Here is an 18,999-nt window from a genome sequence, read left to right on the forward strand (position 1 = left end):
TCCGTGTCCAAAAAGTCCATGGACATAACATTGCTTGACTAGAACCTCGCTAGAACCTCGATAGCCTTGGCAATATCTAGCAGTACAGAGTGAGACGCGCCCAAATCGAAACGAACACCGGCGAAGTCCACTGCATCGCCGATAAGCGGGATCCTCTCTTTAATTTGTCTGCGATGGATGACCTAGTTTTGACTCGGGCAGATTGTACTGCCTCGAAAGGTCCTCGACCGTCAGCGTCTATGGATTGAACCGCAGACGAAACGAGCTTCGTAGTTTCGTCTTTGAGCCATTCGTACCAAGCGATGATTTCTTCTTGGCAATCGGGCGGTGTACTGCGCTTTCCTACATAGAACTCCCCTAACTTGTCAATTTGTGAATTTGAGAAGGGACGCTTTTTGCAAAGGAACGTGGCGTCCGTATTTGTTTCATTGCTCACTTTTAACCTTTCCCCCGAGCAACGCACAATGATTTCAGTTGTGCATATCCCCTAACTTAGTAGCAATCAGTCAACCATGGGGCAGCTCTAACTGTTGTTGCGAGTGAATCCCTGCTTGGCTATGGTCGAGCTCCTCTTCCTGAAAGCCGAGGCGAGGGCAGGGACGTTGGCATCGAGAAAGTCGTGGACGGTGGCAGAGATGCTTTCCTTGTCATCGGTATCGCGAGTGACTCGGCCAACCTGCTGAATGACAACGCCGCGGAAGCTTACTGGGGCGGCCAGCACAAGAGTGTCCAGTGCGGGAAGATCGATGCCTTCGCCGGCTACCTGGGACATGGCTAAAAGGACGAAATGCGGTGTGGTGGCAAGCTGTTCACGCACGGCCTGCCGTTCAGTGGCTTTCTGTCCGCCGTGGAGTTGGAGGACGGGGAAGGGGGCGTCGGTAAGCAAGGCGCTGAGGGCAGCGAGGTGTTCGCGTCTTTTCACTAGGACGAGGACAGTGTGCTCGCCCTGCGCGGCTTGTGTGATGACATCGGCGATGAGCTGGTTGCGGTGCTCATCCACCGCCAGAGCGGTGTCGAGGTCGGGCCAGAAAAGGTAAGGAGCATCGTAGGTGAAGTCCGTGTTGTGGACTACATAGTTGCGTTGCCCAGGGCGATCAAGCTCGACGGTATGGCGGATAGGGCCGCAAATGAGAGGCAGTAACTTATCAAGACCGTCGGAACGGTACGGAGTCGCAGTCATGCCGAGTATAAAACGAACGTTGAGTTGCGCGAGGACATTGGTTAAACCTGCAGCCCCGACCCGGTGGCATTCGTCAACGATGATGTGGCCGTAGCCGGAGAGAAAGTCAGTCTTGGAATCACTACGGCTGATGGACTGCGCTGTGACAATGTCTACCACGCCGCTGAGCTTCTTCTTAGCGCCGGAGTATTGCCCGACGTGGACATCTGGAAGAAACTGCTTGAGTGCTTTGTTCCATTGGGTAGCAAGCTCCCTCGAAGGGACGATAACTGCGGTGGGCACTGACCGCTGGGCGATGATTGCACAGGCCATGACGGTCTTTCCAGTGCCGGGAGGAGCAATGAGCATTCCAGACTTGTGTTTGAGCATCTGTGTGACGGCGGAATGCTGGTAGGGGCGTAGTTCGCCGGCGAAGGATGCATCGATGCGCTGTGGTTTCGGCGTATGGCCGCGGCGGGTGACGGTATATCCTGCGGTTTTCAGAATATCGAGGACGTCATCGAGCGTGCCGCGGTCGAGCGTGAGGATCTGGTCCTTCTCATCAAAGCGCACGATGATCCGTGGAGTTCCGAAGGTGGAGAAACGCTGGGCTTGCTTGATATAGAACTGCGGGTTAGCAATAGCGCCGAGGTGTCGCAGGGCCGAACGAGTGGTGGCGTCGACGCCCGATAAATCGACGTGGACGTGCGAATCGTGCGTGACGTGGACTTTCCCAGAAGCCTTGAGCCTCTTTAGTTCTGCGCGGGTTGGGGCCTGGGGAAGGGATGTCTCGGGATCGGGCTGAAGCTCAGCGTAGATTCTCTTGAGTTCGGCGAGCCCCGATTTCTTCGTCCTAGCCAGGGCCTCGAATTGGTCAGGCAATGCTTGAAAATCACTGTCGACGAAGACCGTTGTGCCTTCGGATCGATGGTGGCCAGCCAATGGGAGGGCAATCAGGTTGCCGAAACCGCGGCCTTTCGCCGGCAGAGTGTCTTGGGAAGGGAAGAAACGGTCGAAACTGGAGAAGTAGGAATCCGGGCTAGCTTTGGCAAGAAGTCCGATGCCCACGGAACGGGCGAGGCTGGCAGGAATAGGTTCGTCGAAGAATACCCAGACGTGAGCTCCGTTCCCAGAGCGTGAAACCTCTATGAGTGGATCGAGTCCATGGTTCTTACATTCTTCGGAGTAGGCGCGGGCGGCTTGCTTGAAGTCGTCATCGTCGAAATCGCAGACTAACAGCCGGCAGCTATCATCTGTGCACAGTGGGTAAAGACCAACGTGGAAGTGGTTGTCCCGGCGCAAATGCCCTTCGATCACCTTCGGTGTTAAGGGTTTCAGGTCGGGGTTTCTTCGGTCATAGTAGCCATTGCTGGCCGGATACCAGGCCTTCTTTTCCGCAGTATTTTTAGCCACTGCGTAGACGTCTGTCCTCCCCGCGAAGTAATCCATGAAGAGCGCAATCTTCTCCTCCGGTGAGCGCCTTTCAGAATGAACGTTAGCCGGCGGCGGTGTGTCTGCGGGACTAGGGCGCGAGGGCGCATGACCGAGGGGCTGCAGCAGCTGGGCTACCTGGGATTCTAGTTCGCTAACGCGAGCTTCAAGCGCTTCGAGGCGTTCCTGTTCAGTCATGGCGTGTGTTCCTTGTGCGTCGGAACTAGTTTATATGACGGCATGCGGCTAAATGCCTTGTCGGTTTGGCGTTGTATTGCTTAGACTTAATCGCACGACGATCCGGTCACCGGAACGTTGTCGCCTGGAGCCGCGTAGGCTCCAGAGCTTTTTGCAGAGGGCGACTGGGGTCGCAGTGATAGGCTGCGCGCTTCAAAAGACAAGCCTTGATTCTGACAGGTGTGCCGGACATGCGCAGTATGTGGAGCATTGAGGTGGCCTCTAGCCATTCGTGCGCAACTTGGTTATCCTTGAGGGAAGTTTCACTTGTAAGCGAAAGGCGTTTCAGGTGTAAGTGTCACGCTGGGAAAGGAGCGCTGATGACTGCCTCTGCACTCATCAACGATCGGCTCATGATCGAAGAAACTACTCTCAAAGAGCTGAAGTCGCTGCAGACTCTCGAGGCAGCGAGCTTTCGGGTAGCAGATGAGCACGGGCGCCCAGTCCCGTTGTCGCGTGATGTTCAGCGATTGATTTCTCAGGTCTTGGCTTCTGTCGCGCAGCGAGGGGAAGTCACAATCTCTCGCATTCCTGAGGAGCTCACCAGTACAGTAGCTGCCGAGCTGTTAGGCATCTCGCGTCCAACGCTCATGAAATGGGCAAAGGAAGGAAGGATAGCTACCCACAAGCGCGGAACACATACGCGGTTTAAGCGTGAGGATGTCCTGCAGTTGAAACGCCAGCGCGCTGAGGAACGCGTGAAAGCGTTCCAAGAATGGCGTGCATTCGAAGAGGAGAACGAGAGTTTCTTTTCACAGGCCTAGGTGCATTGAGAACTGCTAGAAACTGCACTGGGCTAACGCGGTTACTATCCTCGAGAACATGCCGCAAAAGGTATTCGTTGACGCAAACATTTTAGTGAGCCGTACAATCCTAGATTGGCTTTTTGCGCTGCAGATTTTATCTGGAGACATGTTTGTGTTCTATACGTCTCAAGACGTACTTGCGGAAACGGTACGGGCGATGCGGCGGAAACATCCCACAGCACCTGGGAGAATTATCAAGGACCGTGTCGAGAAGATCGGTGCGGTGATGGAGGAAATCATTGATGATTTTCCCGGAGACATGCCTTTCGACGGTTTGGATCGTCATGACTACCATGTCCACGCGGCGGCTTTCGCCTCACAAGCCGACATCATCCTTACTGATAACTCGCCCCAGGATATAACCATTACTGCCAGCGAGCAGCGCTACGAGATAATGAATGCGGATGCATTCCTCATGCTCATTCGCGATTCCGCTCCAAACTTAGTGATTGAATGTACGAGTCAGCAGCTGGAGTATTGGCAGAAAAGGAAGGGCTTTCAGGGCCTAGACGATGCGCTGAGGAGAGCGGGTTGCGACAATTTTGCCAGCGCTGTGCGTGAAGCCTTGCAGGCGCTCGCGCAGCGCTAGTTTCATCCGCTCAGCGCTTGTAGCCGCAGACTTTCCAGTGGTCGGTGGTGCTATAGCCCGCACTCTTAAGCCCTAACAAGCTCCTGCAGCGCATCGAGAGCCGCACGGGAGGCAGTGCCGTAGCGCTCGCGAAGGAAGCGGTGGGTGGCGTCGGGGTTGTCGAGTGACACGGATGTCTCGCTGAGGTTGTGTAGCTCTGATTCGCCGGCATCGGTCTTTTCCACTGACCAGAAGCTCTCCGGGCGCAGGCCCAGTTCGCTGGAGCGCTCAAGCACGCTGAAGGCGTGGGAGGCAAAGATGAGCTGCGCGCCGTTGACGTTGATGCTGGGCTCGCGGAAGGCATCGATGATGAAATCCAACAGCGCTGGGCGCAGGGCGGAATCCAGCTCATCAGCCACTAGGATCCCACCGCGGCGCAACGTGTCCAACACCAGGGGAGCGGTGGCCATCCAATTCTGCGTGCCCCCGGATTCATCGGTCAACTTCAGCGCGTAGTAGGAGTCACCAACTTTGTGCTCCACGATGATGGAGTGCAGTAGGGACTCGATCTCTGCATCGGAGTAAGCCTGGAACTCGTCTGGTCGGGGGATGCTGCCGGCGCTGCGGCTGAGCGCATCAATGACCGGGCGCATCTGGCGGAAGACGTGCTCGGGGATGTGGTCCTGGTTCAGCCGCACGGAGTGGATTCCCGAATCGGCCGCGCGCAGCAGCGCGGCAGCCTCATGCAGGTGCAGCTTGCCCTCACGGATGAGGGTGGTGATGCGGGAGGCAGTACTCATGGAGGTATGGCCGTGCGGCAGGTAGGACACGTCGTGCACCAGGGCGCGGGCCAGCGGGGCGAGGATGGGGTGCTCATCGCGCAGGCCAGCGGACAAGAGCAGCTCGGTGTCATCGATGGGGCCGAGCTTGGCGACGTCCCCTTCATCCATAAAGGACTTAGTCCACTGCACGTCCTCGCCGCGGGTCCGCACGAAGCAGGGGCTCCACCGAGTCGAGGGCACGCGGCTGAGCCATTCGGCATGCACGCCGGTAAAGCTCCACTGGAAGCCGTAGAGGTAGCGCACGCCGTCGAGTTCGAACTCCAGCTCAAAAGTGCTGGGCAGTCGCTGTGTGCGGGGGTTGAGGCGGTAGGGGGCGTGGGGGAGTTGGTTGGGTGGGGCGTCGGCAAGCCAGGCGGTGGCGGAGGACTCGATGGCGAGCAGAGCGAAAGCGAGGGCGTTGAGGATGCTGCTCTTGCCGGAAGCGGTGGGGCCGATGAGAACGGTGATGGGATCGCTAACCTGCGCCCAGCCTTCTTCCGGGGCGGTGGAGTGCTGCCAGTCGTGGTAGAGCGTGAGCGTTTGGGTGGCGCGGATGCTGCGGAAGTTGGACACGCTAAAGGAAAGGAGCCTCATGATCACGAGACTACAAGCTCCCAGATTCTTCATCAGACAATTCTGTCCTAGGTTCGGGCGCTGAGTTCTCGCCCCATGCCTTAACCCAGCCGGCGCTGGTAGCGTTTGTTGCGTACCGCAAAAGCAACCACAGGAGGCCACGTCCTATGGGTGGGGATACTACTGAGCTGCTCGTATGTTTCGGGTTAGTGATTGTCATGGCTCTTTATTGGACCTATTACATCCGGGGCGTGCGAAAAACTCCCAGGTCGGAAAGATGGTACGACTCAGCCGATGCGGAAGGCGCCGAAAGTGATGGTGTGCTCTTCATTTATCCCTACGGCACGCTCATCATGGGCGCTGCCGGTGCCACAGGGCTGGTCGCAAATATGAACCTCCCAGAGTCCGCCGAAACGGTGCTGCTTGCCCCGATCATGGCAGCTTTCGTCATCGGAGTCATTGGTTTTACAGGCGCGTTCGGGATTCCGCTTCCGTGGCCATTTGTTCCGCGTTGGGTAGTGGATATCCGCAAAGCAAAACGTGCTCGGAGACGCGAGCGCAGGCAAGCTAGGAAAATGAAAAAGAAAGAATAGGCCTGGTAACTGACGCAGAGGCCGAAGCCAGTATGTAGTGGGTCTAGGGCTGAGCGTCGTCAGTTTTGTAGGTGAAAGTAGCGGCGATGCACGCTAGGCTTTTGGCATGAAGTATCGGAACGTTCAGATCAGCTCCGTCGCGGCGCTTGTCATGAGCCTGTTAGGCGCGGCGTTCTTTGCTTTGGGGCGGGTCATATTTGGTGTCGGCGGATGGCTCGCATTCTTTACCCTTCCGGCCGGCGGCATCGTGGTCCTTGCGCTGTTAGTTTTGTGGCTCATCCCCGTACGTACCCCGAAGGAAGATGAAGGGGGCGGAACGTACAAGGCCTTCGGGTGGCGCGAGTCGTGGGCATTCATTGCTGTGACCGTGTTCCTCTTCCTGGCCGGCTTCTTTTTGGTCGATTACGGCGATACCGACGAGAGCGTGAAATCCGCCTTCACCCAGATTGTCGGTCGGTGGGCCTTAGACCTGTCCTCGATACTCTTTTGGCTCAGCGTTTTCGGGGTGATCGCCTCCTACGTTATCGGGGTCGTTGTGTCGGTGAAGGGGCAGAAGGTCGCTGACGAAGACCAGGCGCAGAGTTCAGGCCCGGGAGACCTGGACGAGGCAAACCTTGGCGAGGATCTCAGCCAGGACGAGCCCTAAATTGCCGTTTTCTGGGCCTGCCGATTAATGTTGCTGGGAGCGGATTCGCTGCCGTACGTGGCGCACCGGCTGCGCGCTGGTGTGGGTTGCGTGGGTAGGGAATACGCGGGGCTATAGCTCAGTCGGTTAGAGCTACGGACTCATAATCCGTTGGTCCCGGGTTCGAGCCCCGGTGGCCCCACAATTCAGAGCTTCTATGCTCTCCTTTAAGCAGGTGTTTCGCGATCGATCCAACATTGAGATGTTCACATGTCTTGGGCCTGTTGTACTCTTAGCGGGAAGTGGAAGGAGGGCAAGCATGGAGCAATTTACGGCGCGGCAAATCGCCGAATGGTTTGTAGCGTGGGCTGATGAAACTGATGATGCTGACATTACGCAGCTCAAACTTCAAAAGCTTCTCTACTACGCCAAAGGGCTGCATATGCGCTCCTCCGACGGCCTGCCGCTTTTTCCTGAACGAATGGAAGCCTGGGCTCATGGTCCAGTAGTCGTGGACGTCTACCATGACGTTAAGCACTACGGAAAGCTTCCTATAGACCCCGATGAGTTCGTCTCGGATGATTTCGACTGGGATGATTACCGCGACGTTGAGCAGGACTTGATTGAGGTATGGGATAAGTATGGCCCCTACTCTGCATGGGCTCTGCGGAATAAAACCCACACCGAGTCGCCGTGGAAAAAGAACTTCGTGGAGGGCAAACGCGGGTTAGAAATAACTGATGCCGATCTGAAGAACTACTTCTGCTAGCTGTGGGCACGAAAAGTAAACGACGGGGGAGTAGGCCAACCAGAGGGGTGAGGAGCGCCCCAGATTCAAGCGTCGTGGATGCTCTTCGTAGCTCGCGGGCTGACTATCCGCTCCTGTCAACGCGATTCCTGCAGCAGGGGTGGGGCTTCGAAGAACTAGATGATTCAATGCGCGCAGAGTTTCTGGAAAAGTGGCACAAGCGGTCAGTGCTTTCATGGAAAGAGCTGGCACAGCATCCCAGGCACGGACTCGGCTCAGAGTTTATTCCGGCAAGCGCTATCAAGCCTCAGATTACGCGGCAATTTCAGGATGTGGAGAAATTCCGGGTTTACCGTCACAAAGGGAATCTTCCTTTCGCGGGCTGGAAAGACGGGGAAGTGTTTTATGTCATTTGGATTGAGAAAGCCTACAACGAGCTCTACATGCATTAGCTCATTTTCTGAGCCTTAGCGGTCCGCCAGCTAGGCGGCGCATTGCAAGGAATAGCTCCTCAATGCGAGAGATTGCTTAGCACCCGATACGATGACCACCATGAGCGTTGTCGAGATGGACCCGTTGATCGAGTCGCTGTACTACTGGTCCGACATCATAGGTGTCCTCCTCATGGGCATCATCGGTGGCACCATGGCCCGGCAGCGCGGCTATGACATCGTGGGTTTCTTCTTCATCGCGATGTTCTCTTCCCTCGGCGGCGGCATGATCCGTGACGTGCTCATCAACCGCGGCACCGTCGCCGCGATGAGCCAGCCGGAGTACCTCTATCTGGCGTTTACTGGTGCCATTATCGCCCGCTTCGTCTACTTCAAGGGCAAAACGTGGGACTACGTGCAGTCGCATGGTGATGCGGTGGTCTCGGCCCTGTGGGCGTCGACAGGCGCGCTCAAAGCCATCGCGTATGGCCTGCCCCTGATTCCCTGCATCATGATGGGTGTGTTCACGGCTACGGGCGGCTCCATGATCCGTGACATCGCCATGGGGCGCGAGCCCGCGGTCTTTGGTGATAACACCCCCACCGTGATCCCCGCGGTGGCCTGCGCGCTGGTGGTCTTGGGCGCAGACTCGGCCGGCTACTTGGCGTGGGGGGTTATTCTCGGGCCGGTTGTGTCCTTTGTCCTCACCATGCTGGGCATCTGGGCGGGCTGGCGCGTACCCGCTCGCCAGGAATGGGCGCCGGTCAATGACACCGCGGCTTACGTCATGGTCATGGCGCGCAAGGCGGAAAGCAAGGGGCGTGCCGTGGGGCGTCGTCTAGAGCCCACGAAGCTTCGCTCCTGGCGCCACAACCAGATGGAAAAGGCCCTGCAACGCCGCATCGAGCGCGAAGTCCGAGCCGGCAAGCGCCGTGCGGAAGCCGCCATCGATGCCTCCGAATTCCTCGACTCCTTCAACGAGGAAGTCGCAGAGATGTCGGAGATGATGGAGCCGGCCGTTGCGGAAGCGGAGTCCTCCGACTTCGGTGTGGACCTAAGCGGTGACTCCTACGAGGAACAGAGCGCTGAGGGGCCAACGCCGCGCGAGCTTTTGGATCGCATCTTGGCCGATGATCAGCTCACCGATGAATTGGTGGAAAGACTCATGCGCCGATATGAAAAAAGAGATGATTAGAACCTGAGAAATGCTTTAATCTAGTGATGAAAGTGAGGTGATGGACGCGTGACGTCGAGGCGTTCTTTTCTGGGCATGCTCGCGGCGCTGGCGGTGTCGGGCGTTGCGGCCCCCACGCTGGCGGGTTGCGGAACGGAACCGGAGCGCATGGATACCTCGGGAATGAATCTCATTACTACCGATATCTCGGAGCCGCAGCGCTCCCTCATCCCGGCCGATTCCAACGACGTGCCAGGCCAAACCATCATCAACCTGGTGTACTCGGGCCTGATGTACCTGGATAAGGACGGCGGCGCCCATTACGACATGGCGGAATCCGTCACGCAGGTTGATGACACCACGTTTGACGTGCAGATTCGTGAAGACGCGGTGTTCTCCGATGGCTCGAAGGTCAGCGCGCAGGACTTCGTCGATACGTGGAATACGGCAGTGCGCCAGTCCCTGCTTTCCGCACATCACTTTGCGCCGATTCTCGGTTTCAATGAAGGCAGGAAGGAGATGCGCGGGCTGACGGTGACGGGGGAGAAGTCCTTCCGCATTGAGCTCTCGCGCCCCACGGCGGGCTTCATTGAACGCTTGGGTTATTCCGTCTTTTTCCCCATGCGCTCTGCGGATCAGGACAAGCTGAGTGAGCGCGGCACGGACCCGATTGGCAGCGGGCCATACCTGTTGGCCTCGTGGGAACGTGAGAAGGCGTTGACCCTCGTGCCGAACCCGCGTTATAAAGGGCCGCGACACCCGCAGAATGAGGGCATTAAGTTCGTCGTGTACGCCTCGGAGGAGCAGGCCTACGAGGATCTTGTGGCGGGCCGGCTGGACGTGCTGACGCGCATCCCGGCGGAGAAGCTCGGAAGCTTCGAAAAGGAGCTCGGCGCGCGGGCCCTTACTAAGCCTGGCGGTTCGATCATGGAGATCACCATTCCCGCCAACGATGCCAATTTCCGCGGCGAGGCTGGCCGCCTGCGCCGCCGGGCCCTGTCCATGGCGGTAGACCGAGAAAAGATTGCGCGGGACATCTTCCACGACCGAGTGACTCCGGCCAACAGCTTCGTAGCGCCGCTCTTCGGCTCCCCACCGCCTGCGCCGGAAGGTGCTGACGTGCTGACCTACCAGCCGGATAGAGCCCGCGAGCTGTGGGAACAGGCGGAGAAGCTAGACCCCTTTAAGGGGACGTTCAGCATCGCGTTTAACGCCGATGGCGGCCACAAGACGTGGGTCGATGCGGTGGCTCAGCAGGTGACGGATACCCTCGGTGTGCTCGCCGAAAGCAAGGAATTTGGGACCTTGAAGGAATTGCGTCGAGAGGTCACAGCGCGGCACATTACCGGTGCTTTCAGGACGATTTGGCAGGCGGAATTTCCGGATGAGTCGACCTTCCTGGTGCCGCTGTTTGCCTCCTATTCCTCAGAAAACGAGTCAGGTTTTCGCAGCACCGAATACGACGAGTTGCTGAAGAAGGTAGGCCAGGCGAAGGACCGGGAGGAGGCCCAGGAGTACTACTTGCAGGCCCAGGAGCTGTTGCTGGAGAAGATGCCGGCGATTCCGCTGTGGACGACTAAGGCATTCAGCGCCTACGGCAAGGACATCATCCCTGCTGGCTACACGTGGAAGCCCACTCCGAACTACTATCTCATCCACCGCGCTTGAGATTCCAAGGGTTCTGTCAGGCTGTAGGACTAGGCTTGGCGCAATGCTGAAGTATTACTTTTTCGCCATTTGGCAGGCCTTCGTTGACCATGGTTTGCCACTGCTAGGAATGCTGTTGTTGGCGATTCTCATCCCGCGCATCGGCCGCTTGGCGGTGCGGGTCATTGAGTCCCGCCTCGATGAAAACCAAGAGTCCACCAAGGCGCGCTTGGCGCTGGCCGGCGCGCTGGTCTATGTGGCACAGGCGGTGGCGTACTTCCTGCTCGTGTTGGCGGCGCTGGCCAACGTTGGAGTGCCTCCCCTGGGCGCGGCCATCCCGGCAACCGTGGTCTCGGCTGCCGTCGGTTTCGGCGCACAGTCGATCATCGGTGATTTCCTCGCCGGTTTCTTTATCCTCTCGGAAAAGCAGTTCGGTGTGGGTGACTATGTCAGCTTCGACGGCGTGACCGGCGTGGAGGGCACCGTCGTATCGCTGACCTTGCGCACAACGACGGTGCGTACGCCGACCGGTGAAGTTGTCATGGTGCCGAACGGTTCGGCGGGCGTGGTCACAAATTACTCGCAAGAGTGGTCGCGCGCGGTGGTGGATATTGCCATCCCGGTCCATGAGGGCGATTCCGTGCAGGATCTGACCGAACAGGTAGAGAAGATTTCACAACGCGCCATCGATACCCCGGACATCCGCGCGGACGTGGCTGGTGAGCTCGACGTTCTGCCCGCTACTGGGTTGGTTGCTCCCACGGTGGCCGGCCAGCCATGGCAGGTGAAGTACCGCGTCTTGGTGCAGGTCAACCCCGCACGCCAGTGGGCGGTGGAGCGCGCGATCCGCTCGGCGCTGCTGTCTTCCTTCTGGGACCTGTACAAGCTGCCTAACGCTGAAAACGTCGCGGGTGAGGTACTGGAGGTGCTGGGCGGCGCGGTGGATGCCGATGCCCCCACTACCGTCATGCCGGCGGCAGGCGCTAACACCGAGTCGAGACAAGAGAGCTCGGCATCCGAGACGGAGGCTGTGGCCGCCGACGCTGTCGCTGACGCGGCCGCCGAAGCGCAAGACAGCAAGGATGACGGCCCAGGGCGCCCGGCCTATTCGGCCGAACCCGACGACGAGGAAGAGGATGATTACGGCCGCGGTATCTGGCGCGCGGATAAGCCGGAGAACAAGTGGGACTCCTTCTGGACGCTTGGCGGGCGCGTGCGCCGCTCCACTACAGGGCTTATCGCCGGGCTCGGCGCGATCAGTGTGCTGCTGTTAGCGTCCGCCAACCCAGACGGAGTGGAGAATGCCGGGTGGCTATCACCCTCGCGCTGGATGGGACAATCAGAGACAACGTCCGAGTCCACTCAGCCCTCCGAACCTTCGCCAACGCCACAAACCGCGCCGCAGGACGAGCCTTCCTATGTCTCGACGCCCGAGGAGCCGGTGGAAAGCGTGCAGGGCACAGTCACTGATAGCACCCCGGACAGTGAGGCCACCTTCGCACCTGTGAATCCAGGGGAACCGACAACCCAAACACCAGCGGAGGAAGGGGTCTCCGAAACTCCTGCGCCCACCGAGGGCGCACAGGCTACCGCTACTGAAGGGGCCTCGGAGCCTTCCGCCGAGATGTAGACCCGAAGGGGGCCGAGAGGCGCTGCACAGAGAGAGGTGAGAGAGACGCTTGGAGAGGGCGCACGAGAGATATGAGTGATAGGGAAGTGCAGCGGCGTAATGCGCTACACCTTATGTATCGGCCCATCGCCACCGATCGTTAACGCAAGCAAGCTAGCTCACAACTCCCGCGCCCGGCCTATAGGTCAGCGCATGCGCCTGCCTCACGGGGGAACCCGGCCTGAGTACATCATCCACGCGCAGCCAGTGCATCTGCGCCTCCTCGCGGCTCAGCGTGACGAAGCAATAGCCGTGGCTATCCAGCTCGACGTGGTGGCACTGCGGGTTGGCCTGGCGTAATACCTGTTCGGCAAGGCGGGAGACAGTATTGCCCGCGCGTAGGTTGAGCGCCTCGTTGATATTGGGCGCCGACACGGACCCGCACACCATCTCCGCGGCAACCACCTCCTCGCCCTTGCTAATCGTATGCGCCCATTCGGTGTGGATATCGCCGGTGAGGAACAGGGCGTGGGCAGGGGAGGCGCGGAGGGCGTCGATAAGCGCGCGGCGTTCTGCGGAGTAACCATCCCACTGGTCCCCATTGACGGGAATCCCTGTGATGTTCTTCGTCAGGGCGGCAGCCACCTGTGCGGTCAGCGAATTCTCCTGCAGTGACACCAGATTCAGCGGGGCAAACATCACCGAATTCCCCAGCAGATTCCACGTGGCCTGCGAGGTTTCAATCTTTCCCAGCAGCCAGTCATACTGCTCCGAGCCCAGCATGCTCCGGCCCTCTTTCATAAACGCCACTGGGTTCCACGGCGTCTGCTGGTCGCGGTAGGTGCGCAGGTCCATCATGGTCAGCTCCGCCAAATCGCCGAAGGTCAGTGAGCGGTACAGATGCCCGTCCTCGGAAGGCGCGGTGGCGCGCACGGGCATCCACTCGAAGTAGGCGCGCATGGCCGCCGTTTGTCGTTCCTGCCAGCTTCCTTCCGTAGCGGGGTCGTGGTTCTCCGCGCCGCCGGCCCAGTTATCGTTGGCTGTTTCATGGTCATCCCACACCACGATCCACGGCAGAGCGGCATGCGCTGCCTGCAGGTCGGGGTCGGTGCGGTAGCGCCCGTAGCGCGTGCGGTAATCCGCCAGCGTGGTGATCTCGTGCGCGGGGTGGTGCAGGCGCACCGGCCCAAACCCGGAGTATTCGCCGGCGGCGTACTCGTAGATGTAATCGCCTAAGAACACCATGTAATCCAGCTGCCCGGAGTGCGCGCGCCGGGCGATGTCCGCGTAAGCACTGAAGAAGCCCGACTCCCAATTCGCGCAGGAGGCGACCCCAAACGTGAGCTGCTCCGGCGAGGCGGTGGCCGCGGGTGCGGTCTTGGTCCGCCCGATGGGGGAGGAGACACCATCGACGAGGAAGCGATAAAAATATTCGGTGTCCGGCTGCAGGCCGTGCGGGTCCACGTGGACAGTATGGTCACGGCTTGCGGAGGCAACCACAGTGCCGCGCTTGACGACGTCCCTCATCTCCCCATCCGCTGCCACCTCCCACTCCACGGTGACCGAAGGGCCTACGCCGCTGCCCGGCAGTGCCTCCTCTGTGGGCGTGATGCGCGTCCAGAGGATGACCGAATCCGGAATCGGATCGCCGGATGCCACTCCGTGCACGAAGGGCAGCGTGCCCGCGGGTGGCTCTACTAGCCCGAGGGAGGAGGTGGACGTGGGATCGGCTGCCGATGCTGAAGAGGCGACGAGGGAGGCGGCGGTGGCTGTGGCTAATCCAGAGGCGTGGAGGAGGCGGCGACGAGTCAGAGAGCGGCGCATGGCTCTACGGTTTCTCTGCTGAGGCGGTGTCGCAACTCGGGGACAGAGAATTCGCCCGCCGGTCAGGTGTGGTTTTCCGTGGCTTCACGTGTGCTTTACCCCTTGGGGTGGAGTAATTTCTTGCGGGGTGAGTTACGGGCTATAACTTATGCTTATGAAGAAGTTCTCTCGTGCGGTTCTCGCCGCCTCTGTCTCTGTTTCTCTCTCCCTGTCCGTTGTCGTCCCCGCTCAAGCGGAGACCGGCGCATCCTACGAGGAGGCCCCCACCGCGGTTTCCTCTCCGTCTGATACCGGCGACCTCGAGTCCGGCCTGTCTTCGGAGCTGGATGTTGAATCCTCCAGCAAGGAGCTGGGCTCCTCCACCGAAGGCACTGGCTCCTCCAGCAAGGAGGAAGATGACGCCGAATTCGAGCAGTCTTCCCAGGGCGAGAGGCTTGCCTTGGGCCTGGGCGTTAGCGCAGCGCTTCTCGCGGCCATCGCCGGCGGCGTGTTCTGGGCCGTGCAGCAGGGAATCATCCCGAACCCGCTGCCGGGCGTGATTCCTTCGCCGAAGGCACAGGAGCCCGCACCGGCCCCGGCACCTGCTCCGGCCCCCGCGCCCGCACCGCAGCCAGCTCCGGAACCAGCTCCTGCGCCGGCTCCCGCTCCTGCGCCTGCACCGAAGCCGGCACCTGCCCCCGCACCGAAGCCGGCACCGGCTCCGGCCTACTACTCTCGCTGCGCCGATGTGTGGAACGCGCTGGGCCGCCCCATCTACCCGAGCGACCCGGGCTTCCGCTCCAAGTTTGACCGCGATGGCGATGGCGTAGGCTGCGAGCGCGATCCTCGTTAAGCTGGAGCGCATGAGCGCTTTTTCTTCTCTTGAATCCTGGCCCGTCGATACCGTTGCCGGTGCCTTGCTGCACCGCGGTGAGGTAGTAGAACAGGTCGGTGATGTCTCCCGCCGCTTCCCAGTAGCCTCCGTGACCAAGCTGGTGGCTGCCTATGGGGTGATGGTGGCAGTAGAGGAGGGCGCTGTGGAGCTGGATCAGGCAGCCGGTCCTGAAGGCTCCACGCTGCGACACCTGTTGGCCCATGCCTCGGGGGTGGGCTTTGATACCCGGGAGTCTCAAAAACCGGTAGGAGAGCGCCGTATCTACTCCTCGGCGGGCTATGAGTGGGCTGCCGAGGTAGTCGAGGCTGCTACCGAGATTTCTTTTGCTGACTACCTTGCGGAAGGCGTGTGCGCTCCGCTGGGCATGCAGGCCACCACCCTGGAAGGCTCGGCCGGGCACGGCTTGGTTTCTAGTGTGGAGGACCTCTCCGCCTTTGCCGCCGAGGTGTACGCGCCGCGCCTGCTTGATCCCTCCACCGTGGAAGAGATGCGCAGCGTCCAGTTCCCGGGGCTGCGCGGGATTGTGCCGGGCTACGGCAGCTTCAAGGACTGCACGTGGGGGCTGGGCTTTGAAATCTACGGCGAAAAGAAGCAATGGATGGGCGGCTTGCCGGCCGATACCGTAGGCCACTTCGGCATGAGCGGAACCTACCTGTGGGTGGCTGGTGAGTGGGCGATGGTGGCGCTCACGGATCGCGACTTCGGAGACTGGTGCAAGCCGCTATGGGCCGAGACCAATACGGCGATCTGGGAGGAATGCCAGGCGCGCTAGCCATAGCCGCGGTGAAGAATTCGGGTGTCGTCGCGGCGCACAGACAGGCGCCACAACGGGGGTAGTGGGGCACCTGTGGCGACCGCGCGCACATGATGCTGATGAGCCCTCATGTGGCGCATGTGATTAATGGGGTGGATTTCCGGGCGAAAGTCTCAACCTGATATTGAGGCGGCGGGGGCTTAAGTGCAGGTTGAGGGTTGTTGTGGCCTAAGTGGCGGGGGAAAATCGTGGGCACACAACGACGCACCGAGTGGCCACATACCGTGGCCACACCAATCGGTGTTCGCGCCTCGGCGCGAGTGGCGTGATGAAGACAAGTTCGTAGGGGAAGACGAAGCTCGTCTTGCGTCGGCGCATGCCGGCGTGCCATCACTCGCACGTCAAAGGAGTTTAAGGAGTGAATCAACGCGTTCACCCGCAGGTAGCCGGTGCAACCGCGCCGGCCCCTTCAGTCAGCCCACTTGGCAGCCCAGCGGATACGTGGCCCAACCGCGCCTGCGGTGAGGTCTGCACCGCCGTGCTGCAGATCTCGGGCATGCCGCGCAGCCTGCGCCCTGCCATCGAGCGCGCAATGGCGCGCTGTATTCGCAGCGAAAGCGAATTCATCGTCCCCGGCGATGACCCGCTGACCGCCCAGTGGTGCACCCGCTGGCGCCGGGACCCGCTGTGGGACGTTGTCGGCATAAAAGACGACAATGCAGCAAACGCTGCTAAGGGAGTCGACAACACAGGTGTCGGAATCGGCTGCCAGCAAGTGCTCACCGGAACGCCCAGCGAACTAGAAGCGCTGGGCCGCGCGGTGGAGATGCTGGCGGGGGAGTACGGTTTTCGGGGCGTCGTCAAGCGTGCGGTCTAAGTCGGTGAAGACCTAGTCCGCGAAGGGATCGAAGATGCGCTCCGGCAGGTCCGCCACGGAGTCAATGATTCGCGTCGGGCGGAAAGGATAGCGCTCGATGATGCGGTCATCGCTGATACCTGAGCGCACCAGGATGCTGCGCATGCCCGCCTCGAGGCCTGACTTGACGTCGGTATCCATGCGGTCACCGATCATGACGGTGTTTTCCGAGTGTGCGCCGATGTTGTTTAAGGCGCTGCGCATCATGACCGGGTTCGGCTTGCCCACGTAGTAGGGCTCGCGGTTGGTCGCCGCGGTGATGAGTGCCGCCACAGCACCCGTGGCTGGCAGCACGCCCTGCGGCGCGGGGCCCGTAACATCCGGGTTGGTGGCGATAAACCGCGCGCCGTTGCGGATGAGATTGATGGCCGTGGTGATGGCTTCAAAAGAATAGGTGCGGGTCTCGCCCAAGACCACGAAATCGGCTTCCCGGTCGTTGAGGATCCAGCCGGCCTCGTGCAGGGCGGTGGTCAGCCCAGACTCGCCCACGACGTAGGCCGTGGACAGCCCCGCCTGGTTGGAGAGGAAGGCCGCGGTGGCCGTCGCTGAGGTCCAGATGCGCTCGGCCGGGATGTCCAAGCCGGTGTTCTGCAGGCGTGCTGACAAGTCTCGCGGGGTGGACATCGAGTTATTGGTCAGCACCATGTACTCGATGTTGTTGTCCTTCAGCGCTTGGATGAATTTATCCGCGCCGGGAATCATCTCCCCTTCCTTGATGAGGACGCCGTCCATGTCCGAAAGGTAAGAAATCACGAGTGTTCCTCCACGTAGTCAGCAAGTTCGCCCACCGTGGTTACGGAGAGCATGGTTTCTTCATTAAGGCGGACCCCGCAGGCTTCCTCGAGGCGCACGGCTAATTCGATGCGCTCGAGTGATTCAACCCCCAGGTCCTCCAGCTTTGCTTCGCGCTCTAGTCCTTCCTCCACGCCGGTTACCTTCGTGATGAGGCGCGTCAGTTTGCTATAGGCGTCGCCGGTGGGTGCAGAATCCTGCTCTTCGGCCGGCGCGGAGCCGAAGCGGGCTTGGAGTTGCGCTGAAAGGTCATTAGCCATGGGGCCCAGTCTAGTATTGAAATGTCATGGTTATTCGAGCACGTTCCTCCGCCGTCGCGCGCAGCTGGTCGCGCCGGGTTCGCCCCCGCATGCGCGCCATCGAGCACGCCGTCCACAATGAGCTGCATGATCTCACGACTGAACCGGGCCTGACTGGGGTGAGCGACTCGGGCTTCGTCGACAACGACGGCGTGCGCGTGGCGTGGTACGAGGTGGGCCCTGCGGATGCGGAGGTCACCGCGGTTTTCATCCACGGCTACTGCCTGTCCGCGGAGAGCTTCTATTCCCAGGTCAACGACGTATGCCGCAACTATCCCACGGTGCGCTGCCTGCTTGTCGACGTCCGCGGCCACGGCCAATCCACCCACGTCGCCCCCGCGCAGTGCACGGTTCGGGGCGCGGCCGACGATGTGCTGGCCGTCATCGCTGAGCGTGCCGCCGAGGGGCCGTTGGTGCTGCTTGGGCACTCGATGGGCGGAATGATTGCGCTTAACCTGCTGCGCCGCGCACCGCGCCAGATCTTTGACCGCGTTGAGGGGATGGCGCTGGTGGCCACCTCGATGCAGCGCTTTGCCGCCGCAGGCGTGGCTCGCATCTTGGAATCGAAGACCCTCGGCGCGGTCTACCGTGCGTGTTTGAAGCTGCCCCGTCGGCTTAACCGGGTGCGCTTTGAGGTAGCGGCTGTCATCGCCCCGGCTTTCGCGGCGCTGCTGCAGGGCTTCCCGCAGATGGACAAGCTGCAATTCCACGTGGCGATGCTGCTGGATACGCCGATGTCGAGCTACGCGGGCTTCTTCGATGACTTGGTGGAACACTCCGAGTTCGGCGCAACGGCCCGGCTGCGTAGCGTGCCGGGGGAAATCGTGGTGGGCCAGCATGACATCGTGACCCCGCACCGCCAATCGGAGGTGATTGCCCGCCACTGGCCGGGCTCCACCCTGACCGTCGTCGACGGGGCGGGCCACATGGTCATCTTGGAAGAGCCCAGCGAGGTGTCCAAGGCTTTGGGGCGGGTGCTCGACCGCGTGCTCGATGGCGACTAAGCCGCGCTAATGCCGGCTAAGTCCTTTGTCGACGGCGGCAGGGCCTTTTGTTGGCGGTGGCTGAGACCCGCGCGGTGGTCGAACTGCCCGTTCTGCCAAAGTTAGAGCCTCTGA

18 protein-coding genes and 1 tRNA gene are annotated in these 18,999 nt (G+C 60.4%); 14 read left to right on the forward strand and 5 right to left on the reverse strand.

Annotated elements, in window-relative coordinates; all coding sequences use genetic code 11:
• Nucleotides 1-523: 523 nt before the first annotated feature.
• A complete protein-coding gene (locus HMPREF3056_RS01130) occupies nucleotides 524-2,788 on the reverse strand; it encodes a DEAD/DEAH box helicase (RefSeq protein ID WP_070545531.1) in 2,265 nt (754 codons plus the stop codon).
• Between the two features lie 359 nt (nucleotides 2,789-3,147).
• Here HMPREF3056_RS01130 and HMPREF3056_RS01135 point away from each other — a divergent pair, with 359 nt between their 5' ends.
• Both HMPREF3056_RS01135 and HMPREF3056_RS01140 read left to right on the forward strand, forming a co-directional pair.
• Nucleotides 3,148-3,591 (forward strand): helix-turn-helix domain-containing protein, encoded by a 444-nt coding sequence (locus HMPREF3056_RS01135; RefSeq protein WP_070753954.1) that lies wholly within the window; start codon nucleotides 3,148-3,150, stop codon nucleotides 3,589-3,591.
• Between the two features lie 58 nt (nucleotides 3,592-3,649).
• On the forward strand, nucleotides 3,650-4,222 hold the full coding sequence (locus HMPREF3056_RS01140) for a PIN domain-containing protein (RefSeq protein WP_070510646.1): 573 nt from the start codon (nucleotides 3,650-3,652) through the stop codon (nucleotides 4,220-4,222).
• A gap of 65 nt (nucleotides 4,223-4,287) precedes the next feature.
• Here HMPREF3056_RS01140 and HMPREF3056_RS01145 read toward each other — a convergent pair whose 3' ends face one another.
• Nucleotides 4,288-5,616: an AAA family ATPase gene (locus tag HMPREF3056_RS01145; protein ID WP_070517394.1), complete on the reverse strand. Its 1,329-nt coding sequence runs from the start codon at nucleotides 5,614-5,616 to the stop codon at nucleotides 4,288-4,290.
• 197 nt (nucleotides 5,617-5,813) lie between these two features.
• On the opposite strand from HMPREF3056_RS01145, the gene HMPREF3056_RS01150 reads away from it, so the two are divergent.
• From HMPREF3056_RS01150 to HMPREF3056_RS01185, 8 genes are all read left to right on the forward strand, one after another.
• Nucleotides 5,814-6,188 carry a hypothetical protein gene (locus HMPREF3056_RS01150; protein ID WP_230308877.1) on the forward strand — a complete coding sequence of 125 codons (375 nt, stop codon included), beginning with the start codon at nucleotides 5,814-5,816 and terminating at the stop codon, nucleotides 6,186-6,188.
• Between the two features lie 106 nt (nucleotides 6,189-6,294).
• On the forward strand, nucleotides 6,295-6,834 hold the full coding sequence (locus tag HMPREF3056_RS01155) for a hypothetical protein (protein ID WP_070545525.1): 540 nt from the start codon (nucleotides 6,295-6,297) through the stop codon (nucleotides 6,832-6,834).
• Between the two features lie 107 nt (nucleotides 6,835-6,941).
• Nucleotides 6,942-7,015 (forward strand) — tRNA-Ile (locus HMPREF3056_RS01160).
• A 117-nt stretch (nucleotides 7,016-7,132) separates the two neighbouring features.
• Nucleotides 7,133-7,582, forward strand: a complete 450-nt coding sequence (locus HMPREF3056_RS01165; RefSeq protein WP_070517348.1) for a Panacea domain-containing protein — start codon at nucleotides 7,133-7,135, stop codon at nucleotides 7,580-7,582.
• Between the two features lie 74 nt (nucleotides 7,583-7,656).
• Nucleotides 7,657-8,013 (forward strand): hypothetical protein, encoded by a 357-nt coding sequence (locus HMPREF3056_RS01170; protein WP_070753955.1) that lies wholly within the window; start codon nucleotides 7,657-7,659, stop codon nucleotides 8,011-8,013.
• Nucleotides 8,014-8,113: 100 nt separating this feature from the next.
• A complete protein-coding gene (locus HMPREF3056_RS01175) occupies nucleotides 8,114-9,187 on the forward strand; it encodes a trimeric intracellular cation channel family protein (protein ID WP_046647250.1) in 1,074 nt (357 codons plus the stop codon).
• A 48-nt stretch (nucleotides 9,188-9,235) separates the two neighbouring features.
• Nucleotides 9,236-10,834, forward strand: coding sequence for a peptide ABC transporter substrate-binding protein (locus HMPREF3056_RS01180; protein WP_232745382.1), 1,599 nt, complete (start codon nucleotides 9,236-9,238; stop codon nucleotides 10,832-10,834).
• A 43-nt stretch (nucleotides 10,835-10,877) separates the two neighbouring features.
• Nucleotides 10,878-12,443 (forward strand): mechanosensitive ion channel family protein, encoded by a 1,566-nt coding sequence (locus tag HMPREF3056_RS01185; RefSeq protein WP_049156835.1) that lies wholly within the window; start codon nucleotides 10,878-10,880, stop codon nucleotides 12,441-12,443.
• Nucleotides 12,444-12,596: 153 nt separating this feature from the next.
• Here HMPREF3056_RS01185 and HMPREF3056_RS01190 read toward each other — a convergent pair whose 3' ends face one another.
• A complete protein-coding gene (locus HMPREF3056_RS01190; RefSeq protein ID WP_070753956.1) occupies nucleotides 12,597-14,246 on the reverse strand; it encodes an alkaline phosphatase D family protein in 1,650 nt (549 codons plus the stop codon).
• 154 nt (nucleotides 14,247-14,400) lie between these two features.
• On the opposite strand from HMPREF3056_RS01190, the gene HMPREF3056_RS01195 reads away from it, so the two are divergent.
• From HMPREF3056_RS01195 to HMPREF3056_RS01205, 3 genes are all read left to right on the forward strand, one after another.
• Entirely contained in the window at nucleotides 14,401-15,078 is a 678-nt protein-coding gene (locus HMPREF3056_RS01195; protein WP_049156869.1) for an excalibur calcium-binding domain-containing protein, read from the forward strand.
• Between the two features lie 10 nt (nucleotides 15,079-15,088).
• Nucleotides 15,089-15,892, forward strand: coding sequence for a serine hydrolase domain-containing protein (locus HMPREF3056_RS01200; protein WP_070753957.1), 804 nt, complete (start codon nucleotides 15,089-15,091; stop codon nucleotides 15,890-15,892).
• A 400-nt stretch (nucleotides 15,893-16,292) separates the two neighbouring features.
• The gene (locus HMPREF3056_RS01205) at nucleotides 16,293-16,751 is read left to right on the forward strand and encodes a hypothetical protein (RefSeq protein WP_070753958.1); all 459 of its coding nucleotides are present in this window, start codon (nucleotides 16,293-16,295) and stop codon (nucleotides 16,749-16,751) included.
• A gap of 12 nt (nucleotides 16,752-16,763) precedes the next feature.
• Here the strand turns inward: HMPREF3056_RS01205 and HMPREF3056_RS01210 are convergent, their stop codons facing one another.
• The gene (locus HMPREF3056_RS01210) at nucleotides 16,764-17,522 is read right to left on the reverse strand and encodes an HAD-IIA family hydrolase (protein ID WP_158396164.1); all 759 of its coding nucleotides are present in this window, start codon (nucleotides 17,520-17,522) and stop codon (nucleotides 16,764-16,766) included.
• Between the two features lie 17 nt (nucleotides 17,523-17,539).
• Nucleotides 17,540-17,842 (reverse strand): acyl carrier protein, encoded by a 303-nt coding sequence (locus HMPREF3056_RS01215; protein ID WP_046647088.1) that lies wholly within the window; start codon nucleotides 17,840-17,842, stop codon nucleotides 17,540-17,542.
• Nucleotides 17,843-17,868: 26 nt separating this feature from the next.
• Here HMPREF3056_RS01215 and HMPREF3056_RS01220 point away from each other — a divergent pair, with 26 nt between their 5' ends.
• On the forward strand, nucleotides 17,869-18,885 hold the full coding sequence (locus HMPREF3056_RS01220; RefSeq protein ID WP_070753959.1) for an alpha/beta fold hydrolase: 1,017 nt from the start codon (nucleotides 17,869-17,871) through the stop codon (nucleotides 18,883-18,885).
• Nucleotides 18,886-18,999 lie beyond the last annotated feature (114 nt).

It is taken from the genome of Corynebacterium sp. HMSC056F09 (assembly GCF_001815785.1).
GTDB lineage: Bacteria > Actinomycetota > Actinomycetes > Mycobacteriales > Mycobacteriaceae > Corynebacterium > Corynebacterium hiratae.

Excerpts from the sequence above, each read along its gene's own strand:
- HMPREF3056_RS01130 (WP_070545531.1), bottom strand. The coding sequence starts at position 2,788 with ATGACTGAACAGGAACGCCTCGAAGCGCTTGAAGCTCGCGTTAGCGAA.
- HMPREF3056_RS01135 (WP_070753954.1), top strand. The coding sequence starts at position 3,148 with ATGACTGCCTCTGCACTCATCAACGATCGGCTCATGATCGAAGAAACT.
- HMPREF3056_RS01140 (WP_070510646.1), top strand. The coding sequence starts at position 3,650 with ATGCCGCAAAAGGTATTCGTTGACGCAAACATTTTAGTGAGCCGTACA.
- HMPREF3056_RS01145 (WP_070517394.1), bottom strand. The coding sequence starts at position 5,616 with ATGAGGCTCCTTTCCTTTAGCGTGTCCAACTTCCGCAGCATCCGCGCC.
- HMPREF3056_RS01150 (WP_230308877.1), top strand. The coding sequence starts at position 5,814 with ATGGCTCTTTATTGGACCTATTACATCCGGGGCGTGCGAAAAACTCCC.
- HMPREF3056_RS01155 (WP_070545525.1), top strand. The coding sequence starts at position 6,295 with ATGAAGTATCGGAACGTTCAGATCAGCTCCGTCGCGGCGCTTGTCATG.
- HMPREF3056_RS01165 (WP_070517348.1), top strand. The coding sequence starts at position 7,133 with ATGGAGCAATTTACGGCGCGGCAAATCGCCGAATGGTTTGTAGCGTGG.
- HMPREF3056_RS01175 (WP_046647250.1), top strand. The coding sequence starts at position 8,114 with ATGAGCGTTGTCGAGATGGACCCGTTGATCGAGTCGCTGTACTACTGG.
- HMPREF3056_RS01185 (WP_049156835.1), top strand. The coding sequence starts at position 10,878 with ATGCTGAAGTATTACTTTTTCGCCATTTGGCAGGCCTTCGTTGACCAT.
- HMPREF3056_RS01190 (WP_070753956.1), bottom strand. The coding sequence starts at position 14,246 with ATGCGCCGCTCTCTGACTCGTCGCCGCCTCCTCCACGCCTCTGGATTA.
- HMPREF3056_RS01195 (WP_049156869.1), top strand. The coding sequence starts at position 14,401 with ATGAAGAAGTTCTCTCGTGCGGTTCTCGCCGCCTCTGTCTCTGTTTCT.
- HMPREF3056_RS01200 (WP_070753957.1), top strand. The coding sequence starts at position 15,089 with ATGAGCGCTTTTTCTTCTCTTGAATCCTGGCCCGTCGATACCGTTGCC.
- HMPREF3056_RS01210 (WP_158396164.1), bottom strand. The coding sequence starts at position 17,522 with ATGGACGGCGTCCTCATCAAGGAAGGGGAGATGATTCCCGGCGCGGAT.
- HMPREF3056_RS01215 (WP_046647088.1), bottom strand. The coding sequence starts at position 17,842 with ATGGCTAATGACCTTTCAGCGCAACTCCAAGCCCGCTTCGGCTCCGCG.
- HMPREF3056_RS01220 (WP_070753959.1), top strand. The coding sequence starts at position 17,869 with ATGGTTATTCGAGCACGTTCCTCCGCCGTCGCGCGCAGCTGGTCGCGC.